Source organism: Leclercia sp. 119287 (assembly GCF_009734485.1).
GTDB lineage: Bacteria > Pseudomonadota > Gammaproteobacteria > Enterobacterales > Enterobacteriaceae > Enterobacter > Enterobacter adecarboxylatus_C.
In genome coordinates this window covers 616739-637767 of record NZ_CP046445.1, presented here as the reverse complement: position 1 = coordinate 637767, position 21029 = coordinate 616739, and the positions used below count along the sequence as shown (strand labels likewise).

Here is a 21029-nt window from a genome sequence, read left to right as displayed (position 1 = left end):
CAAACTATCCACACTTAATTGAATTATATAGTATGTCTAATAAACTTAACTGCTTTAAAGCTTACGATATTCGTGGCCGCCTTGGGGAAGAGCTGAATCAAGATATTGCCTATAGAATTGGTCGAGCTTACGGTGAATTTTTAAAACCCAAGACTGTTGTTGTAGGCGGAGATGTCCGCCTGACCAGCGAAGACTTAAAACTTGCTGTTGCTTGCGGTCTACAGGATGCTGGTGTTGATGTACTTGATATTGGTTTAGCTGGCACAGAGGAAATTTATTTTTCCACATTTTATCTACAGCTAGATGGTGGTATTGAAGTAACTGCCAGCCATAATCCTATGGATTATAATGGAATGAAGCTTGTACGCGAGGGCGCTAAGCCCATCAGTGGTGATACAGGGCTTCGTGAAATTCAACGTCTGGCTGAAAATAATCATTTCGCAACGGTCGATGAAGCACAACGCGGAAGCTACAAGCGAATTTCGATTGTTGATGACTATGTTAAACATTTGATGAGCTATATCACCCCTGTTAACTTTAAACCTCTGAAATTGGTTGTTAACAGTGGTAATGGTGCCGCTGGGCATATTATTGATGCGATTGAAAAGCAATTTACTAAGCTTTCTATTCCAATCGAACTTATCAAAATACACCATGAAGAAGATGGGAATTTCCCTAATGGAATACCTAACCCACTGTTACCTGAATGCCGTCAGGATACTTCAGATGCGGTAAGGCTCCATAAGGCTGATATGGGAATCGCATTTGACGGCGATTTTGATCGGTGTTTTCTCTTTGATGCAAAGGGCAACTTCATCGAGGGCTACTACATTGTAGGCTTATTAGCAGAGGCATTTCTGCAAAAGCAACCTGGAGCACGAATTATCCACGATCCACGCTTATGCTGGAACACTCAGGATGTAGTCGACGCAGCAGGCGGTGAGCCAGTCATGTCAAAGACAGGGCATGCCTTTATTAAAGAACGTATGCGTAAAGAGGATGCAATTTATGGAGGTGAGATGAGTGCTCATCATTATTTCCGAGACTTCGCTTATTGTGATAGCGGCATGATTCCTTGGCTATTAGTTGCAGAACTTCTTTGCATTAAAAAGCAAACGTTAGAGCAATTGGTGAGCGATCGTATAGCTGCCTATCCTGCATCAGGAGAAATCAATCTTAAACTGGAAAAGCCGATGGTAGCTATTAATAGAGTACGGGAAATCTATGGTTCCGATGCACTATTGGTAGACGAAACTGACGGGATTAGCCTAGAGTTCTCCAATTGGCGTTTCAATTTACGCTCTTCCAACACTGAGCCTGTTGTACGTCTGAACGTTGAATCGCGCTCAGATATTATGTTAATGAAGCAAAAAACAGATGAAATACTTCATATATTGAAATCTAAATAGATATTTTATCTGAATAAGTTATTAAGAGTTAATAGTAAGTAAAACAGCTAAAATTTTATTGGAAATTTTTACAAAGCAAGCAACATCGGAGCTAAAATGTTTCTTATAGCAGGCCCTTGCGTCATTGAATCCGAACAACTCGTCATGGATGTTGCCGGACGTATAAAAGAAATCACCGATAAACTGGGTATGGAATACATTTTCAAATCCAGTTTTGACAAAGCTAACCGCAGTTCTACCGACAGTTTCCGCGGCCCCGGTATGGAACGCGGTCTGCAAATCCTGCAAAAAGTGAAAGAGACCTACGGCTTACGCGTACTGACCGATGTACATGAAGATACTCCGGTAGAAGAAGTTGCCTCCGTAGTTGATGTTCTGCAAACACCTGCCTTCCTGGTTCGTCAGACCAACTTCATTCAGCGTGTCGCGCGTTGTGGCAAGCCAGTGAACATCAAGAAAGGTCAATTCCAGGCACCATGGGATATGGAGCAGGTGGTTAAGAAATGTCATGAAGTTGGCAACCAGGATATCTGGCTGTGCGACCGTGGCACCTCCTTTGGTTATAACACTCTGATCTCCGATATGCGCGGTCTGCCAGTTATGCGCCGCACCGGTTGTAAAGTCGTCTTCGATGCAACCCACTCGGTACAGCAGCCAGGCGGCCAGGGTGCCACCAGCGGCGGTCAACGTGAGTTTGTACCAGTTCTGGCGCGTGCAGCCATCGCAGTAGGTGTTGATGGTCTCTTTATGGAAACCCATCCAGATCCAGAAAAAGCGCTGAGTGATGGTCCTAACATGCTGCCTCTTTCTGTTATGGAAGAGATGCTGACTGTATTAGCAGAGCTCGATCAGGTCACTCGTTCTCATCGTTTTCTGGAAGATACCCTGATTTAAGTACTTGCGTACTGCTCTCAAACACCGGGGCATGTCACTGTATATGCTCTGGTTTTCGCACGTCCTGACAATAATTCTGTGGATTTTTTATGTCTTACAAAATCGTAATTCCAGCTCGATATGGTTCCAGTCGTTTACCTGGCAAGCCCCTGGCCCTGATAGGTAAACATCCTATGATATGGCACGTCTGGCAACGCGCACTGGAAACGGGTATTCCGGCCAACGATATCTGGATTGCGACCGATGACCAACGAATCTATGGAGTCGCTAAGGAATTTGGTGCCAACGTAGTAATGACCGACCTTAATCATAGTTGCGGGACCGACCGGCTTGCCGAGGTCGCAACATTGCAGGGATGGGCTGATACTGAAATCGTGGTCAACGTACAGGGCGATGAACCTCTCCTTCCTGCACACCTTATCCAACTTGCTGCTGATACCCTGGCGGCCGATCGGGAAAGTGGCATTGCTACTCTGGCTTGCCCTATTGTGGATTTCGAACAAGTCATGGCTCCTCAGTGCGTGAAGGTCGTAACGAATGCCGCTGGTCAGGCGCTCTATTTCTCTCGCGCACCTATCCCATGGGATCGTGATCAATTTGCACAATTACAATCAACAGGTGCAGACATAGCCCTGACTAACGCAACATCGCACTGGCTCCGCCATATTGGTTTGTACGCTTATAAAGTCAGCACCCTGAAATCGCTCAGCCATCTTCCTGTCTCTCCTTTAGAGCAACTGGAGTCGTTAGAGCAATTGCGTGCGCTCTGGCATGGCATCAAGATTGCCCTTGCCCGTGTAGAGCAAGCGCCTCCTCACGGTGTTGATACCCCTGAAGATCTGGCACGTATCCAACGTCATTTCGAAGCTGAGATTGCAACGGCATAATGACGATTTGGGTCAGCAGCAAAGGGGTATATTCCCGCCGTCAACAGCTTGCACCTCTGCTTGGGCAGAATGTTGAGCGTTATTCATCGCCATCGTACGTAATGGCTGGAGATCTTTTTGCTGGCTGGGGCCAAAAAGCCAATACCCGCCAAATAAAACAGAAAGCCCAGGACCTCGGCCTGCCGTACTGGCAGCTGGAAGATGGCTTTATCGGTTATATTGGCCACCCCGCCAGAGGCGGCAAGGCCGTCTCCCTGATCGCCGATCCTGTGGGCATTTACTACGACGCTCGCCAGCCCAGCCGCCTTGAGCAGCTGATCGCCACCCCGTGCGATACCGCGCTGCTGGCGCGGGCTGAAGCGCTGACCAGCGAATTGCTGCGTCTTGGCATCACCAAGTACAATTGCTATGCCGCGGGCAGCGCTCTACCCGATGCGCTGGCCGCCCGCCTGCACAGCGACGCCCGTCCTAAGGTGCTGCTGATCGACCAGGTGGCGGGGGATCTCTCCATTCCCGGCGCGCTCGCCAGCGAGGCAGATTTTGTTGAAATGGTTGCCGCTGCGCGGCGTAACCACCCCGGCGCCCGCCTGCTGCTGCGTACCCATCCGGATACCCGGCTGGGCAAGAAGCGCGGCGTGCTGGCGCAGATGCAGCTGGATGACGTGGAAAGGGTCATCGATCACTGCCATCCCCATGCCCTGCTGAATGAGGTGGAAGCGGTCTATACCGTCTCCTCGCAGATGGGGTTTGAAGCCCTGCTGCTGGGCAAAGCGGTCTGGTGCTTCGGCATGCCGTTTTACGCCGGCTGGGGATTGACCCATGACAGCAAATCCTGCCCGCGTCGCCAGGCGCAGGTCAGCCTGCCGCAGCTGGTGGCAGCGGCGCTGATCCTCTATCCCCGCTATCTGGATCCGGTGCTGGGCCAGCGCTGCGAAGTGGAGCAGGTGCTTGAGGTCATTGCGGATCAGCTGAATCCGGCCCCTCGCTATCGCCGTCTGTATATGGTGGGCTTCTCGCTGTGGAAACGCGCCTTTATGCGCGCCTTCTGTCAGCCGCTGGCTGAGGAGCTGCGCTTTGTGCGCACCCCGCCCAAACGGCTGGCCGCTGACGAGCAGGTGCTGGTGTGGGGCAGTCGTTATCCCGAACTGGCAAACGCAATTCGGGTGGAGGATGGTTTTATCCGCTCCCGGGGACTGGGCTCGAACCTGTGCCGCCCTTCCTCGCTCTCCATCGACCCGGTGGGGATCTACTTCGACAGCCGCCGTCCGAGCGGGCTGGAGCAGTTGCTCAACCAGCAGCAGCTCAGCGAACAGGCGCTGGGACGCGGCGCCGCACTGGTGGATCTGCTCCGCCAGCATGGGGTCAGCAAGTATAACGTCGGCACCGTGCAGCCATTCACGCCGCCTGCCGACGGGCGAACGCTGGTGCTGGTGGTGGGCCAGGTCGATGGCGATGCCTCAATCCTCACCGGCAGTCCGGTCATTCGCAGCAATGAACAGCTGCTGTGGGCCGTGCGTGCCGCCCGGCCAGAAGCGCATATCCTGTTTAAACCGCATCCGGACGTGGTGGCGGGAAACCGGGCCGGTGCCATCTCGGCCGAATGCCTGGCACGCTGCGTTGACAGCCAGGTGCTGGATCTCGGCCTCACCAGTCTCTATCCCCATGTGGATGAGCTGCATACCATGACCTCCCTCAGCGGGTTCGAAGCGCTGGTGCAGGGAGTGAAGGTCACCACATGGGGCCAGCCGTTTTACAGCGGCTGGGGGCTGACCGAAGATATCCATCCGGCGGAGCGCCGTCAGCGCACCCTGCCCCTGGCGGCACTGGTTTACCTGACGCTGGTCGCCTATCCGCGCTATATCGACTGGCAGAGCGGCCTGTGGATGAGCCCGGAACAACTGATCCGCCAGCTGGCAGCGCAGGGAAACTCCTCATCGCAGAAGGCCAGCCGCTGGCAACGCTGGCAGATCAAGCTGAGCTATCTGGCACAAACATTTCGTTAGCACACTATTTATCCCGATTTATTAAAGAAAAACGGTCATCAAGCCGTTAACTCACCTGTCTCATCAACGGAACCGATCTGGGAAAAAAAATGGAAGAGCAAGCTATCCGCCATCTGCTGAATGGCCGCCGATATCTTTTATTACAAGGACCGATGGGCCCCTGCTTTTCACGTCTGGCAAGCTGGTTGCAGAGCAGCAAGCGTGAAGTGAAGCAGGTCTGCTTTAATGCCGGGGACTCATGGTATGCCGCGAAAGAGACCGCGCTGCACTACACCGGCTCAGTAAAAAATTTTGCCTTCTGGCTGCGCGAGTTACATAAAACCTACCCCTTCGACACCATCGTCTGTTTTGGTGACTGTCGCCCGATGCATATCGAAGCGAAGAAGTGGGCGCGCAGCAAATCCATCGATTTTCTGGCGTTTGAAGAGGGCTATTTCCGTCCCTTCTACATCACCCTGGAAAAAGGGGGCGTGAATGCCTTCTCCTCGATGCCCATTGATGCGAAGTATTATCGCGAGCAGCCGCTGCCGGAGCTGAAAACCCCAACGCCGTGGAAACCGAGTTCCTTTAACCGTGCCGCCCATGCCATGCTCTACTATGCGGCGGGCTGGTTTGGCCGCCATCGCTACCGGGGCTACCGCCACCACAAGTCGTTCTCCCCGTGGTATGAGATGCGCTGCTGGTTCCGCGCCGGTCGCCGTAAGCTGTGGTATCGCTGGCAGCAGCGCCACATGCTGAGCCATATCACTGAAAAGCTGGATAACCAGTACTACCTGGCAATTTTGCAGGTCTACAACGACAGCCAGATTATTCATCACAGCCCGTATAAAGACGTGCGTGACTATATCGAAACCGTGATCCGCTCCTTTGCCCGCCATGCGTCGAAAGAGCGCTATCTGGTGTTCAAGCATCACCCGATGGATCGTGGTCACCGTTTTTACGGCATCCTGATTAACAAGCTGACCGAAAAGTATGACGTCAGCGGCCGGGTGCTCTATGTCCACGATCTCTCCCTGCCCGCCCTGCTGACCCACACCCGGGGCGTCATCACCGTGAACAGCACCGCCGGCCTGTCGGCGCTGATCCATAACAAGCCGCTCAAGGTGATGGGCAAAGCGCTGTACGACATCGAAGGGTTAACCTGGCAGGGGCCGCTGAACCAGTTCTGGCAGGCGGATTTTGCTCCCGATGCAAAACTGTTCCAGCGTTTTCGTACCCACCTGCTCTATCAAACGCAGATCAACGCCGTCTTTTACGGCAAGTCCGACTGGCTGAACATCCCGACAGAAATTCCCCTGACGACACCGCTTGCCGATTCCGAACTCGAACGCTAATTCATCTCCACGCCGGGGAAATTGCCCCGGCGGATCCGATCTGTACCGCGCTTTTATCCCGCCGCTGTAAAAATTCCTAATGTTTATCCCAATTCTGGCCGTTATAACCTAAGACAAATTTTTATGCCGAATTCTGTACTGACATATTTTGTCAGCCGCACCGGCATAATGTTCACAGCAATGGCTTAAATAACGGGAAAGCATATATGACAATTCCGACCAGGAGTCGCTCGGCTGAAAGGTTGGTTGATATTCTGCTGGAGCTCCATTTACACGGCGTGGTTAACCGCCAGGCATTGATGCATAAATTTAATATCACTGAGCGCACGGTTTATCGCGATCTGAATGCCCTTTCGCCCATAGTGGAGCACACCGGAGACGGGCAGTACCGGCTTATTCATGCTCTTCAGGTGCCTGACGCACCCGGCGCGATGCACCGTCTGTTACCGACCCTGGAAAAAGCCATTAAGCACCGGCAAGTTTGCCAGATCCTGTATAAAGATAAATCGCGACTGATTAAACCCTATAAACTAATTAACAAAAATAACCTCTGTTATTTACAAGCCACTGATAATAACAAACTGAAATCATTTAGCCTGAGCCTGATCCAGTGGCTGGATATTCGCAGCGAAAACTTTATTCCGGATAATGAGATCCTCGAATTAGTTGAAACCAGCCTTGAGCCTTGGGTCAGCGAAGAGACTTTCGAGGTGGATATATTTATTCCTGCGAGCATGGCGCACTATTTTAAGCGTCGCGATCTGCTGCCCGGTCAGGAGACGTTGAGCGACGGACAGCAGGGGATCACCCTGCGCTGCCAGGCCGCACATGAGAACCAGATCCTGCCGCTGCTCTTCTACTGGCTGCCCAACATTCAGGTGCTGGAACCGGCCTGGCTTAAGCAGAAGTTTGTCGCCATCCTGGAAAGCTATCTGGCAACGGAGCTAACCGAAGTAGAGTGATCCTCCTCACACAATTTTCCCCACTGACGGCGAGCCTGAACCACTCGCCCTCCCTGTAGACCGCTCATCCCGCCATACAACCACTCACCGATTTACCCTCCTTTACGCGCGTAAGGCTCTGGCAAGATCGCCTCAGCATTACTCAATATCTCTCACAGCGAACCCTGACCCTTTTTTCATCTAAAAAACCAGGTTTTATTATGGACATTAAAAAACTACTTAAGCACGTTCCCTGGCTGCTGCTCGGGATCCTCGGTGCCTGTTGCCTTGCCGTCGTCGCCCTGCGCCGCGGGGAGCACATCAGCGCCCTGTGGATCGTCGTGGCCTCGGTATCGGTCTATCTGGTGGCGTACCGCTACTACAGTCTCTATATCGCGCAGAAGGTCATGAAGCTCGACCCGACGCGTGCCACCCCGGCGGTCATCAACAATGACGGCCTGAACTACGTGCCAACCAACCGCTACGTGCTGTTTGGTCACCACTTTGCCGCCATCGCTGGCGCGGGCCCGCTGGTCGGCCCGGTGCTGGCCGCACAGATGGGCTACCTGCCGGGTACCCTGTGGCTGCTGGCGGGCGTGGTGCTGGCGGGGGCGGTGCAGGACTTTATGGTGCTGTTTATCTCTTCCCGCCGTAACGGCGCGTCTCTGGGTGAGATGATCAAAGAAGAGATGGGCCGCGTGCCGGGGACCATCGCCCTGTTTGGCTGCTTCCTGATTATGATCATCATCCTGGCGGTGCTGGCCCTGATCGTGGTGAAAGCCCTGGCCGAAAGCCCGTGGGGCGTGTTCACCGTCTGCTCCACCGTGCCAATTGCGCTGTTCATGGGGATCTACATGCGATTCCTGCGTCCGGGCCGCGTGGGCGAAGTGTCGGTGATCGGTATCGTGCTGCTGGTGGCGTCTATTTACTTCGGCGGCGTGATTGCGCACGACCCGTACTGGGGCCCGGCGCTGACCTTCAAAGACACCACCATCACCTTCGTGCTGGTTGGCTATGCCTTTGTCTCTGCCCTGCTGCCGGTATGGCTGATTCTGGCGCCGCGTGACTACCTCGCGACCTTCCTGAAAATCGGCGTGATCGTCGGGCTGGCGATCGGCATCGTGATCATCAACCCTGAGCTGAAAATGCCTGCGGTGACCCAGTACATTGACGGTACCGGTCCACTGTGGAAAGGCGCCCTGTTCCCGTTCCTGTTTATTACTATCGCCTGTGGCGCGGTCTCTGGCTTCCATGCCCTGATTGCCTCCGGCACCACGCCGAAGCTGCTGGCGAACGAAAACGACGCCCGCCTGATCGGTTACGGCGCGATGCTGATGGAGTCCTTCGTGGCGGTCATGGCCCTGGTGGCGGCGTCCATCATCGAGCCAGGTCTCTACTTCGCGATGAACACCCCGCCTGCGGGCCTGGGCATTACCATGCCAAACCTGCATGAGATGGGCGGTGACAACGCGGCGCTGATCATGGCGCAGCTGAAAGACGTGAGCGCCCACGCGGCGGCAACCGTCAGCTCCTGGGGCTTCGTGATCTCGCCTGAGCAGATCATGCAGACCGCGAAAGACATCGGTGAACCTTCGGTGCTGAACCGTGCCGGTGGCGCGCCAACCCTGGCAGTGGGTATCGCCCACGTGTTCCACAAAGTGCTGCCGTGGGCGGACATGGGCTTCTGGTACCACTTCGGTATTCTGTTCGAAGCGCTGTTCATCCTGACCGCGCTGGATGCAGGTACCCGTGCAGGCCGCTTTATGCTGCAGGACCTGCTGGGTAACTTCGTGCCGTTCCTGAAGAAAACCGACTCGCTGGTGGCCGGCATTCTGGGTACTGCGGGCTGCGTCGGCCTGTGGGGCTACCTGCTGTATCAGGGCGTTGTCGACCCGCTGGGCGGCGTGAAGAGCCTGTGGCCGCTGTTCGGGATCTCTAACCAGATGCTGGCGGCCGTTGCCCTGGTGCTCGGCACCGTGGTGCTGGTGAAGATGAAGCGCACCAAATACATCTGGGTGACCGTGGTGCCTGCCCTGTGGTTGCTGCTCTGCACCACCTGGGCGCTGGGTCTGAAACTGTTCAGCACCAACCCGCAGCTGGAAGGCTTCTTCTTTATGGCTAACCAGTACAAAGAGAAGATTGCGGCAGGCGATGAGCTGACTGCCCAACAGATTGCCAACATGAACCATATCGTGGTGAACAACTACACCAACGCAGGTCTGAGCATTCTGTTCCTAGTGGTGGTCTACAGCATCATCTTCTACGGTATCAAAACCTGGATGAAAGTGCGTAACGCCGACGGTCGTACGGATAAAGAGACCCCGTATGTACCGGTACCGGAAGGCGGCGTGAAGACCTCTTCACACCATTAATCCACTCTCCTCTCCCTTTGGGAGAGGATTGGAATATTCACAGGCCCGGCAAGCGTAGCGCCGCCGGGCTTTTTCTATCTGGATGGCACAATGTTTGGTAACTTAGGCGAAGCTAAAAAATACCTCGGTCAGGCGGCGAAAATGCTGATTGGCATCCCGGACTATGACAACTACGTTGAACATATGAAGACCAACCATCCGGATAAGCCGTACATGACCTACAACGAATTCTTCCGCGAGCGTCAGGAAGCGCGCTACGGCGGAGGAGGAGAAGGCGGCGTACGCTGCTGCTAAAGGAGAGACCATGACACCGATTGCCGTTACCCTACTCACCGGCTTTCTCGGCGCGGGCAAAACCACCCTGCTGCGCCACATCCTGAATGAACAACACGGCTTTAAAATCGCGGTCATCGAAAACGAGTTCGGGGAAGTCTCGGTTGACGACCAGCTGATTGGCGATCGCGCCACCCAGATCAAAACCCTGACCAACGGCTGCATCTGCTGCACCCGCTCGAATGAGCTGGAAGATGCCCTGCTCGACCTGCTCGACAGCCGCGATCGCGGCGAGATCGACTTCGACCGCCTGGTGATTGAGTGCACCGGCATGGCCGACCCCGGCCCGATTATTCAGACCTTCTTCTCCCACGAGATCCTCTGCCAGCGCTACCTGCTGGACGGCGTGATCGCCCTGGTGGACGCGGTCCATGCCGACGACCAGATGAACCAGTTCACCATCGCCCAGTCGCAGGTGGGCTACGCCGACCGCATCCTGCTGACCAAAACCGACGTGGCGGGCGAGAGCGAAAAGCTGCGCGAGCGCCTGACGCGCATTAACGCCCGCGCGCCCATCTTTACCGTTACCCATGGCGATATCGATCTCGCCCAGCTGTTCAATACCAACGGCTTTATGCTGGAAGAGAAGGTGACCTCGAAGCCGCGTTTCCACTTTATGGCCGACAAGCAGAATGATGTCTCCTCTATCGTGGTTGAACTGGATTACCCGGTGGATATCAGCGAAGTCTCCCGGGTGATGGAGAACCTGCTGCTCTCCTTTGCTGATAAACTGCTGCGCTACAAAGGCATGCTGTGGATCGACGGCGAGCCGAACCGCCTGCTGTTCCAGGGCGTCCAGCGCCTCTACAGCGCCGACTGGGACCGCCCGTGGGGCGAGGAAGCGCCGCACAGCGTGATGGTGTTTATCGGGATTGAACTGCCGGAAGAAGAGATCCGCGCGGGGTTTGCCGGATTGAAAAAATAACATCTGCACTCCCTTTTCTCCAAAAGGGAGTGGCTTCTTTGCGGCGCAGATAACGATGAATCAATGTAAATAAAGGTTATAAACTGTAAAGCTGAAAATGGATTACGTAATGATAATAATCACCATTATTTCGTTGCTCACTATTTTCTATGCTCTATTCAGCGTCTGTTTAGGGAATAAACTAAATCGATCTTAAACACCTTGAGATCAATGATTGACCCCGCAACAAAGTCACCATTTCGCAACAATAACACTGAAATAAATTCACACAATCAGCATAAAAATCCGACCCTGATCACATTTGCAGTCATAAACGTCGCTTGTTAAGGTGCCCTCAGATTAATTTGATGACGAGGCATAAAACATGAAAAAGCTTAATATCCTTCTCCTTTCCGCGCTGACTGCGGTATCAGGTTCTGCCCTGGCCATGGGCGGCAGCATTGAACAGGGTAAAAACTTCACCAACCTGAATGTGGAAATGGGTAAATCCTCATCCGGTCTGTATACCGAAGGCCACTGGCTCAAAAATACCGATGACGGCACCCAGACCGGTGGCGTTGGCGCAGGCTACAACTTTGAAGTCGGCCCGGTGATGCTTAATGCGGGTGCGAAAGCCATCTACGTTGGCCCGAAAAAAGGCGATAACGGCGTGGCATTCCCGGTCGGCGGCGGCGTGAACGTGGCGCTGACAGACAGCATTAACCTGTTCGGTGAAGGTTACGTTGCCCCGGACGGCCTGAACAACAGCGTTAAAAACTACGTTGAAGCAAACGGCGGCGTCAGCTGGACGCCGGTCAAACCGGTTACGCTGAAAGTGGGTTACCGCCACGTAAGCGTTGATGGCAAAGACAATCGTCCAAACCACACTCTGATTGACGGCGCCTACGTTGGCGGCGGCGTGAGCTTCTAACCCAACAAACTGCCGGGTGGCGCTGCGCTTACCCGGCCTACAAAACCGTAGGCCCGTGCAAGCGCAGCGCCGCCGGGCGAAACGGCACTCACTCTTACCGCTGTACCTGCAAAATCTCCTGCGACTCCTGATGCGCCGCCACCTCCTGCGGGGTTAACCACAGCGGTTTACGCCCGAAGGTTTCATACAGTTTTTGCTGATCGCGATAGTGCTTATCCGGCGTACCGTCCGGGGCGATAAAGCCGCTCTGTCCGGGTGCCATCACGTCCCATGCCAGAACCGGTGCTTCCTGCGAAGTCGGCGAGAAGACAATCATGTCGTTTTCCGTGCCGCGATTCTGATACTCCGCCTGATGGACGGCCTCTTCCGGAGCCGCCTGCGGAACGCCGAAGAAGTTACTGGCGCGGAAGGTCAACGCCATCGCCGGGGTTTTCCACTGCGTAATATCGTTGCCGTACTGTTGCGACAGCGTCTGCCAGGCTTCCTGCAGGGCAGCAAGGATCACCTCCTGCTGCGGCTTGCCGCCGAACAGATCCACCGCCTGTGGGATCGCAGATTTTTCCCCCTGCAACGCTTCATACAGCACTTTCGCCCCCACGCTGATATTCAGCGATCCGGTCGGCCCGTCCTGCGTGGTTTCGTAGCCGCTGGCGCTATACCATTTGTTGAACGGCTCCGGCACCGCCGCCGCGACGGTCTGTTTCAACATGCTGCTCAGCCAGACGTTTAAAATCGCCGAGCCCGGCTGTTGCAACGTTTTGCCATCCTCATTGAGAAGGTTCACCCCATCCCAGTCGCTTAACCGTTTTACCAGCTGCTGGCGCGGATCGTCACCCGGCAACTGTGCCGTGGCGTTTTGCAGAGCGGGTAAAAACAGCCGACGGGTCAGATCCTGACGGCTGGTTTGCCGGATCAGATCCCAGGCCTGCTCGTAAGTAAAGGTGGGTTGTTTATCGATAAGCTGGCTAATCTCGGTAACGCGATCCGCGCTCCCCCATAAGAAGGCAAACAGATCCGAGGCCGGATAGCCCTGCTGGGGTGAGTTGTTCCAGTTGGCGATATAGCCCGACTTAGGGTTATAGACCTTAGGATTAAGATCGAACGGCAGCAGCCCCTGCCAGTCCCACTTGCCGGTGCCTGGCACCGGCAGACGCGGATCGTGCCCTGGCTGACGCTGCGGATAAGCCCCGCCATGCACGTAGCCAATGTTGCCGTCGATATCGGCGTAATACCAGTTGATGGTCAGGGCCTGCTTCGCCGCCTGCTGCGTCCACTCCTGCCAGTTTTTCGCCTTCATCTGATGGGTCCAGGCCAGCAGGGAGGCCACCTCTTTGCCGTCCCAGGCACGCGCTTTGGCATACGCCGTTTGCGTGGCCGGGTCGATTTTTATCACGTTGCCATGTAGGGTGCGATAGACGGTAAAGGTCTCTGGCTGCCCGTCTTTAACGGCGATTTTCTCTTCGCGGCTGAGCATCTTGATCCACTCGCCGTTATGCAGGTACTGCCCTGGCTTTTGATCGGAAAGTTGTTCCGCAAAAATGTCGACATCATCGCCAAATCCGGCGGTAGATCCCCATGAAATGGTGCCATTATGGCCAAACACCAGCCCCGGATAGGCAAAGGGCGTGTTGCCCGTGACATCATAGCCCGCGCCGTGCAACCCAATACCGTAGGTATACGCCGGCGCATACCAGCCGAACTGCGGCCCATTGACCATGATCGCTTTGGCATCCTGGGTTTTGCCCTTACCCAGCACCCACATGTTGCTGGTGGTGGGATAGCCCGCCAGGCCGTTGGCTCCGCCGTGAACAAACTGCGCCATGATCGTCTCGCGGTTCTGCGCCGGGGTCAGCGCCAGCAGGCCACCATCATCACCTTTGGCCGGTCGATCCAGCATCGGCGGCGACATATCGTAACGCGGCAACAGGGCGGCGGTTTGCGTGGTGTTGAGATCGAACTTAACCGGATACTGACTCTCCTGCGGAGCGATGGTGGTCGGCGCCGCCGGATTCACCAGCCATTTCAGCTGGTTGAAAACCGCCATTCCCTTGTCGCCATACTTATCTTTTAACGCCGTCAGCAGAGCGAGGTTGTCGATCTCGCTGGTGGCATCAGAAAAACGGTTCGCCATGGTCCCGACAAAGACCATTGCCACATCAAAAGGCTCCCAGCGTTATGGCGTAAAGCCGAAGGTGGAGAATTGTTTTGGCAACAGTTTGCCGGGATCGCCGTTCACCCGGTCGATCCAGGCGTTCATCCCATCGGCATAGCCCTGCAGAATGGCTTTATCATCCGCACTGAGCGCAGCGATTTGCGCGCGGATCGAATCCGGCCAGTAGTTCTGGCGGATGTCCTTATCGAATTTAACAAAAGTACTGCCGAGGACTTCGGCAACCTGTCCCTGGGTGCTGCGACGCGCCATCTCCATCTGGAACAGGCGGTCCTGCGCCACCACGTAGCCGTAGCCATAGAACAGACGGTAGGTGTCATCGGCGTAGATGTGCGGCATGCCGTATTGATCGCGCACGATTTTGACTTCGGTTGCGGGATGTTCAGCTCGCGCTGTCAGGGTCCATGTACAGGCCAGGGAAGCCACAATACCGTTCACGATCATACGATTTCTGTTTATCATTGTATCCTCTTGCAGGTGTATGATTAGCGAATTCATACTAGCAACGGACCAATGGTTATCCAGAATGGCGGGATGGTTTCTCTGCGAACTGTGAGGGCGCTAGCTAATTTGCGACACACAAATAATTCTATGTCACATTTATGCGAATCACTTAACGAGCCTATGGACTGCGGGTTGGTTCCCTCTCCCCTTTGGGGAGAGGGTCAGGATGAGGGGAAAATACCTACCGGCGGATGACCACCAGCTTCTGGTTCACAAACTCTTTAATCCCCAGATCCGACAGCTCGCGACCGTAGCCGGAGCGCTTCACGCCGCCAAACGGCAGCTCGGCGGCGGTATCGGTGAGCCAGTTGATCCACACCATCCCGGTCTCGATTTTCGAGGCCATCTTTTTAGCGCGATCGATATCCTTACTGAACACCGCACCGCCCAGGCCGTAGTGCGAGTCGTTGGCCAGCTTCACCGCCTCGTCATCGTTTTTCACCACGTAGACCTGCGCTACCGGGCCGAAAAACTCTTCAAAATACGCCGGGTTATCGCGGGTAATGTTGGTCAGAATGGTCGGTTCAAAGAAGCTGCCTTCACGCTGGACCGGTTTGCCGCCGAAATGCAGCGTCGCGCCATTTTTCACCGCCTCGTCCACCTGTTTCGTCAGGGTCTCCAGCGCCTCTTTCGATGACAGCGGCCCCAGTCGGGTGCTCTCGTCGAGCGGATCGCCTATTTTGATGTTGCGGAATGCCTCGGTGTATTTCGTCAGGAACTGCTCGGCCACCTTCTCGTGCACGATAAAGCGCTTGGCGGCAGTACAGACCTGCCCGGCATTGGCAAGGCGGGCGTTGACGCCGATCTTCACCGCTTTCTCCAGATCCGCATCGTCCAGCACCACGAACACGTCATTACCGCCCAGTTCGAGGGTCGATTTCTTGATGTGCTTCGCCGCCTGGGCGGCCACCACGCTACCGGCCTTCTCGGACCCGGTCAGGGCCGCGCCCTGCACGCGATCGTCGGCGATAATATTCGCCACCTGATCGGAAGAGATAAACAGGTTAGTCCATGCTCCGTCCGGTGCACCGGCTTCGCGCACCAGATGGGCGAAGGCCTCCGCACAGTGCGGAACGATGCTGGCATGTTTGGCAATCACCGGGTTACCCGCCGCCAGGTTCGGGGCCAGCACGCGCATCAGCTGGTAGTAAGGGAAGTTCCACGGCTCCACGGCCATCACCACGCCGATCGGATGGTGCTCCACCCACGCCTCGCCCATCTCAGAGGGGTATTTCACCGGGGCGAGAAATTGTTTGGCATTATCCGCGTAGTAGCGGGCAATCTGCGCGCAGAGCTTCACCTCGCCGCGGCTCTGGGCAATGAGTTTACCCATCTCCTCGCTGGCAATTTTTGCCAGCTCTTCGCTACGGGAATCAATCAGATCCGCCAGCTTGTGCAGCACCGCCAGGCGCTTGTCGATGCTGCCTTTTGACCAGTCGGAATGGTAGAGCGCGTCGGCGGTACTCAGCGCCGCCTCGACATCAGCATCGGTATGAGAAGGATATTCTTTGATGAGTTTGTTGTTGGCAGGATTCACTGTCTTATAGGCCATTGTTGCCTCCTTTTTTACCGCGTTGGGTATTAAGGGTAGTCAAAATGGCTGAGTTCGCAGGTAAAGTTAGGTATATAGGTAACGCCACCGGGAGGGTGGCGTTAGAGATTAAAGCCTTAGAACACAGCCATCTATGCGACGCAGCGTTCGTTCCAGCTGTCTTTAAAGACAATATTTCCGTCAACATACTTCCACTGAATAGACTCGTAGCGAAGCTCAATATTTTCTAAATGAGTTCCTGTACCAGAGCCGGGATGAAGACTGGGTGTAATACCCGTGATTTTTACATTTTCCATATAGATATTAAAATATTCAACTTCTCTTCCCGAGTCCACTATTTGGTACATTTTAATTTCAGCGGATTTAAGGAGGTAGCCCCGACTAATAGCGCGATATAAAAGTGGTGTTACACGGTCAAACTCTTTTTGTATTAATATTGGCGTATGGATTCGTGTACCGGTTAATTTCCCCGTATTAGAATCTGTCGGGATAGTCATGTGATGTGACAATGATTTTATCTCGATGGATCCCACACGGCCCAACACGCAACAACCTCCCGCGACAGGAGATCCATTTTCATCTGTTAACCATAAATAAGCTGGATTAGACATATTATTTCCCTATTATCTATTTTTGTTTCTATCACGGTAGTTTTCTAAAAAACTAACAACTTTTGAACATATGTAGAATACTATCAACCATAAAACGGCATAAATGAACTTCATGGGCCACACGACAGGTAATATAAGGCAAACTATAAAACCACCTACAAACAGTACAGATTCGAAGAAACCCCAGGTGTGAACCATCATTAATATTAACGCATTTAAAACATGCTTATACATAAAAGAGAGAGGACTGTTATTCGGCATTTAATTTACTCTCAACGATTTCTATTATTTTATTAAAATAAGGCTGCCCAAGTTGGTTTGCTATATGAACGGCTTCCACAAAGGGTTTTACAGCAGGTTCAAAAAGAAAATATGTCAGATCATAATCATGCGGACGAAGTAGCTCATATATTTCAGGAGCCTTGATAGCAAGCTCTTCAGAAATGCTAATGGAACGCTCAGCCATCCCGCCAACAAGCAACACCATAGTGACTCTGCCGATCCAGTTGTTCGCTGTCTTTGCACCAATGAAGGATACACGTGTGAGGGCAGCCGCCCCTATTGTTGAAATGATTTTAGCGGTAATTAAGCGACCAGCAATGGATGAAACAACACCGCGATAAACATTATCTTGATGGCTTACAGTGAGGTATTTGTTGAATTTTTCAAATATTTTTTCAATTGCATTTGTGATGTGATCATAATTTAAAATATCGTTATGAATTGCCTCTGCTATGCGGATTCGCTGAGTTTGACGAGAAAAACGCGAATCCGTATCGAAATAGCCTATAGCAAGATACCCTAAATCAAGTGGAACGGTAAGCCCCCCATTTATTAACCCAGGAATGATCCCGGGTGATACGATTATATCATAAATCCTGTTAGCAACCTTTTTTACATCATCCGTAGCTATATTTCCCACAAAAATAGCGGTGTCGACCATGATATCCCTCTCCTGTTTCTTACTCCTTATACTTTATATCACCCCAGTGGTGATGTGGATATAGTTATTAAATTGCGAAAACACACATTCAGTAAAGTTATTACTGTTACGCTTTGTATAAATATCTTGAGTGAGATAGTATATATTGAGCTTTTATTGACAACGGTTATTAATTAAAAGGGTTTATTTCCTCCATTTTTTATAGGAAGAGTATTTTAGTGCGCCACCTACAGGATGGCGCCGGTTATTTTAAATCACTAAAATTTGCCGCGAACCGCGTCATTCCACTGTTCTTCGGTAGTTTCAGGGATATCACTATAATCGATTGCATTATCAGTCTTTTCTGCCAATGCCAGTAGTTCATTTGTATGCAATGTTCTGCATGATGGCATCTCATCGCGTCTGAACCTCATCACTTCTTGCGTCTTCATATGCATATTAATTAGCGTACTCCTATTGCAGTAAGATTTATCACCGGGATAACCAGATTTTCCTGAGCGTAGAACATCGTCAGATTACTGAAAGAATAAATACGCCCTGATAACTTAACATTGACGGTATTACCGTAGCCGCTAATTATCGCATTACCATCATCTGAAACGAGAAAAGGCTCGCTTTTCCTGAGATGCGCTATCGTCTGATTTTTATCATCCAGGTAATAGCGATAAATATCAGGTACGGTTGCCCCACCCCCATACTGCGTGACGTAAAGCGTCACGTTTTCTGTCACCTCTTTTTTTATCACTAAACGATCGTCGCTTCGGCTCTTCATAAAGTATTCATAAGAAAAATATCCTGCAACGATAATAAGTAACAGGATGGTGGTCAGCCGATGCAACCCTTTAATAGCCGTGCTGACGTGCATAGTTTATTCCCTTAATAATTATCCCTGATATTCCTGTGATGCCGTTGCGGTATTTTATGTACCACTATTCCTGTCACATAGCGACCTCTTCCCAAATTATCACAGGCGACACTCTTCTCCGCTCATGCTATAACCACTTAAACGCCTCCGGTAGCCACTATGACCCACACCCGTCACGTCAATCAGACCTTCCGCCGTCAGCCCGGCGTTGAACTGCGCAGCACCTGGCAAAGCACCCAGGCCTACAAGCTTCACAGCCATGGGCAGCTGTCCATTGGCGCTATCCTGGAGGGGCAAACCTGTTGCACCTGCAACGGCGAGCCGTTCACCCTTTATCCTGGCGATCTGATCGTCATCCCCGCGCACATGCCGCACAGCTGTAATCCGCTGGCAGGTCAGCCGCGCAGCTACCATATGCTGTATCTGGAGACCGACCTTCAGCCCGCCATGCAGGTGATCCGCAATGAGGCGCTGTTCCGCCAGTATCTGAGGGTCGTTGAGACGCTCTCGGCGACGGCCATCGACACGCTTCTCTCCCGGCTTGCCGCCGGGCCAACGCCGCCCGCCTCCCTTCGCCCCACCAGCCTTGCGCTTCAGCAGACGCTCCGCCATAGCCTGCACAAGCCGCCTTCTCTGGACGCCTTAGCCCGACGCTTCTCGCTGCGCAAAGAGACGCTTATCAGAACCTTTAAGCAGGACACTGGCCTGACGCCCGGCACTTTCCTGAACATTTCCCGGATAGAGTTCGCCAAAGCGCGCCTGCGCGCCGGGGATGACATTGCCGACGTCAGCTACCAGAGCGGCTTCGCCGATCAGAGCCACTTCCATAAAACCTTTGTCAGCTACACGGCCGCTACGCCACGCCAGTACGCCACCGGGCGATCAATATCCGACAATAATTAGCGCTTACGCCAGCGTAGCCTGACCTCAGTTTTGCTGATGAGGTCACTATGGAACTGCTTACCCCACTCTTTCCGCCCGCTTTTTTGGCCCTCGCGCTGGCGCATTTTGTTGCCCTGCTCAGCCCCGGACCGGATTTCTTTTTGCTGATGGGTTTCGCCGCCCGCCATCGCCTGCGCGGCAGCGCCGGGCTGTGCGTGGGGATCGCCGCGGGCAACGGACTCTATATTCTGCTGGTGATCCTTGGCTCAAGCGCGCTGCGCCAGTTCACGCTGCTTTTTAGCGCCATCGAACTCCTGGGCGCACTCTATCTGCTGTGGATCGGCTGGCATCTGGTGCAAAGCCGCGCCCGCACGCTGGCGCTGGATTACGCGGAGCCAGAATGTCCCTCCTGGCGCAGGCAACTCCTGCTCGGGCTGGGATCGGCGGTGTTAAATCCGAAAAACGCCCTCTTTTATCTGGCGCTGATGACCGCGCTGCTGGGTCCGAACGTTACTCTGCAGCAGCAGTCGATCAGCGGTATCTGGATGGTCACGGTCGTGCTGGTGTGGGATCTGGCGGTGGTGTCATTTATCGCCCTGCCCGGCTTACAGCGGCGGTTGAGCAACAATATCTGGAAAATCGAGCGCGTGGCGGGAGGGGTGCTGATGGTGTTTGGCGCAGGGATCCTGTGGCGATTGTTACCGCTTATCCTTGAATCCCTGTAAACACGCGGAACATGGCTTGTAGTGCCGGTAAACGCCTCTATTCAAAAAGCTCTGCGTGGGTGCCCAGGTCGGTAAACACGACCAGATGCTTTTTATCATCGATCCGATAAACCAACAGATAGTCACCGCCAATATGCAGCTCGCGGAAGCCTTGCATATCGCCTGTCAGGGGATGATCGCTGTACTCAGAAGGGATGGGATTACCGGAGAGCACCAGCGACATAATCTCCGCCGTGGCATGCATATCTCTCCGGCCTGCTTTGTTGTAGCGCTCCCAGGCTTTAACAAAGGTTTTAGTGTAATCAGAACGGTACGGAAGTGGCGCGCGTTTACTCTTTCCCATCGTTTAAGCTCTCCATGAGCTGGTCAACACCATCAAAGCGTCCGTTCTGGTGGGTGGAAATATCTTCGGCTTCGCGCATCGCATTGCGTAACCGTGCGGTGGGTTTGCGGGTCACCTCGAACGGGATCCCTTCGTTTTTGACAATCTGCTCGGCGAACAGGCGTATCGCCGTGCTCCAGGTTAAGCCACAGCTCTCAAGGACAGAACCCGCCTGAGCTTTGAGCTCGCTGTCGATACGCGATCGGATTACGGAATCCATAGTGCCTCCTTATGGTTTGTAGCTACATTGTAGCCACAAAAAGACTGTCTTGCACCTCCTTCAGGGCTATCTGGAAAAACGCCTGGTGGCGCTGCGCTTATCAGGCCTACAAAACCAGACCATCGCACTCCTCGTAGCCCCGGTAAGCGCAGCGCCACTGGGGAAAA

Annotated in this window: 18 protein-coding genes and 1 pseudogene; 12 read left to right on the top strand and 7 right to left on the bottom strand. The window is 53.6% G+C overall.

Features of this window, described 5'->3' with window-relative positions:
- The first annotated feature begins 32 nt into the window (after positions 1-32).
- The 10 genes from cpsG (at position 33) to GNG27_RS03025 (ending at position 12008) form a co-directional block, all read left to right on the top strand.
- Positions 33-1409, top strand: a complete 1377-nt coding sequence (gene cpsG / locus GNG27_RS03070; RefSeq protein ID WP_156262845.1) for a phosphomannomutase CpsG — start codon at positions 33-35, stop codon at positions 1407-1409.
- A gap of 96 nt (positions 1410-1505) precedes the next feature.
- Positions 1506-2303 carry a 3-deoxy-8-phosphooctulonate synthase gene (gene kdsA, locus GNG27_RS03065; protein ID WP_156262844.1) on the top strand — a complete coding sequence of 266 codons (798 nt, stop codon included), beginning with the start codon at positions 1506-1508 and terminating at the stop codon, positions 2301-2303.
- Between the two features lie 89 nt (positions 2304-2392).
- On the top strand, positions 2393-3190 hold the full coding sequence (gene kdsB, locus GNG27_RS03060; RefSeq protein ID WP_156262843.1) for a 3-deoxy-manno-octulosonate cytidylyltransferase: 798 nt from the start codon (positions 2393-2395) through the stop codon (positions 3188-3190).
- Positions 3191-3291: 101 nt separating this feature from the next.
- Positions 3292-5193, top strand: a complete 1902-nt coding sequence (locus tag GNG27_RS03055) for a capsular polysaccharide biosynthesis protein (protein WP_231600421.1) — start codon at positions 3292-3294, stop codon at positions 5191-5193.
- An 89-nt stretch (positions 5194-5282) separates the two neighbouring features.
- Entirely contained in the window at positions 5283-6527 is a 1245-nt protein-coding gene (locus GNG27_RS03050) for a capsule biosynthesis protein (protein ID WP_113412065.1), read from the top strand.
- A 206-nt stretch (positions 6528-6733) separates the two neighbouring features.
- Positions 6734-7489 carry a YafY family protein gene (locus GNG27_RS03045; protein ID WP_156262841.1) on the top strand — a complete coding sequence of 252 codons (756 nt, stop codon included), beginning with the start codon at positions 6734-6736 and terminating at the stop codon, positions 7487-7489.
- A gap of 200 nt (positions 7490-7689) precedes the next feature.
- Positions 7690-9840, top strand: a complete 2151-nt coding sequence (locus GNG27_RS03040; protein WP_142488104.1) for a carbon starvation CstA family protein — start codon at positions 7690-7692, stop codon at positions 9838-9840.
- Between the two features lie 90 nt (positions 9841-9930).
- Positions 9931-10134, top strand: a complete 204-nt coding sequence (locus GNG27_RS03035) for a YbdD/YjiX family protein (RefSeq protein WP_032616354.1) — start codon at positions 9931-9933, stop codon at positions 10132-10134.
- A gap of 10 nt (positions 10135-10144) precedes the next feature.
- On the top strand, positions 10145-11098 hold the full coding sequence (yjiA, locus tag GNG27_RS03030; RefSeq protein ID WP_142488103.1) for a GTPase: 954 nt from the start codon (positions 10145-10147) through the stop codon (positions 11096-11098).
- A 364-nt stretch (positions 11099-11462) separates the two neighbouring features.
- Positions 11463-12008 carry a YfaZ family outer membrane protein gene (locus GNG27_RS03025; protein ID WP_142488102.1) on the top strand — a complete coding sequence of 182 codons (546 nt, stop codon included), beginning with the start codon at positions 11463-11465 and terminating at the stop codon, positions 12006-12008.
- A gap of 94 nt (positions 12009-12102) precedes the next feature.
- On the opposite strand, the pseudogene GNG27_RS03020 reads toward GNG27_RS03025, so the two are convergent.
- From GNG27_RS03020 to GNG27_RS03000, 5 genes and pseudogenes are all read right to left on the bottom strand, one after another.
- A pseudogene (locus GNG27_RS03020) lies at positions 12103-14640 on the bottom strand (penicillin G acylase).
- 223 nt (positions 14641-14863) lie between these two features.
- On the bottom strand, positions 14864-16234 hold the full coding sequence (locus GNG27_RS03015) for an NAD-dependent succinate-semialdehyde dehydrogenase (RefSeq protein WP_156262840.1): 1371 nt from the start codon (positions 16232-16234) through the stop codon (positions 14864-14866).
- Positions 16235-16365: 131 nt separating this feature from the next.
- Positions 16366-16845 (bottom strand): type VI secretion system tube protein TssD, encoded by a 480-nt coding sequence (locus tag GNG27_RS03010; RefSeq protein WP_156262839.1) that lies wholly within the window; start codon positions 16843-16845, stop codon positions 16366-16368.
- A gap of 250 nt (positions 16846-17095) precedes the next feature.
- Positions 17096-17788, bottom strand: a complete 693-nt coding sequence (locus GNG27_RS03005; RefSeq protein ID WP_156262838.1) for a hypothetical protein — start codon at positions 17786-17788, stop codon at positions 17096-17098.
- Positions 17789-18230: 442 nt separating this feature from the next.
- Complete coding sequence (locus GNG27_RS03000; protein WP_156262837.1) at positions 18231-18653, bottom strand: hypothetical protein; 423 nt, start codon at positions 18651-18653, stop codon at positions 18231-18233.
- A 159-nt stretch (positions 18654-18812) separates the two neighbouring features.
- On the opposite strand from GNG27_RS03000, the gene GNG27_RS02995 reads away from it, so the two are divergent.
- Both GNG27_RS02995 and GNG27_RS02990 read left to right on the top strand, forming a co-directional pair.
- Entirely contained in the window at positions 18813-19556 is a 744-nt protein-coding gene (locus tag GNG27_RS02995) for an AraC family transcriptional regulator (protein WP_156262836.1), read from the top strand.
- 47 nt (positions 19557-19603) lie between these two features.
- Positions 19604-20260, top strand: a complete 657-nt coding sequence (locus GNG27_RS02990; RefSeq protein WP_156262835.1) for a LysE family translocator — start codon at positions 19604-19606, stop codon at positions 20258-20260.
- A gap of 37 nt (positions 20261-20297) precedes the next feature.
- Here GNG27_RS02990 and GNG27_RS02985 read toward each other — a convergent pair whose 3' ends face one another.
- Together GNG27_RS02985 and GNG27_RS02980 are read right to left on the bottom strand one after the other, a co-directional pair.
- Positions 20298-20603 carry a type II toxin-antitoxin system YafQ family toxin gene (locus GNG27_RS02985; protein ID WP_156262834.1) on the bottom strand — a complete coding sequence of 102 codons (306 nt, stop codon included), beginning with the start codon at positions 20601-20603 and terminating at the stop codon, positions 20298-20300.
- Positions 20590-20862, bottom strand: a complete 273-nt coding sequence (locus tag GNG27_RS02980; protein WP_106995684.1) for a type II toxin-antitoxin system RelB/DinJ family antitoxin — start codon at positions 20860-20862, stop codon at positions 20590-20592. The genes GNG27_RS02985 and GNG27_RS02980 overlap by 14 nt, the downstream gene beginning before the upstream one ends.
- Positions 20863-21029 lie beyond the last annotated feature (167 nt).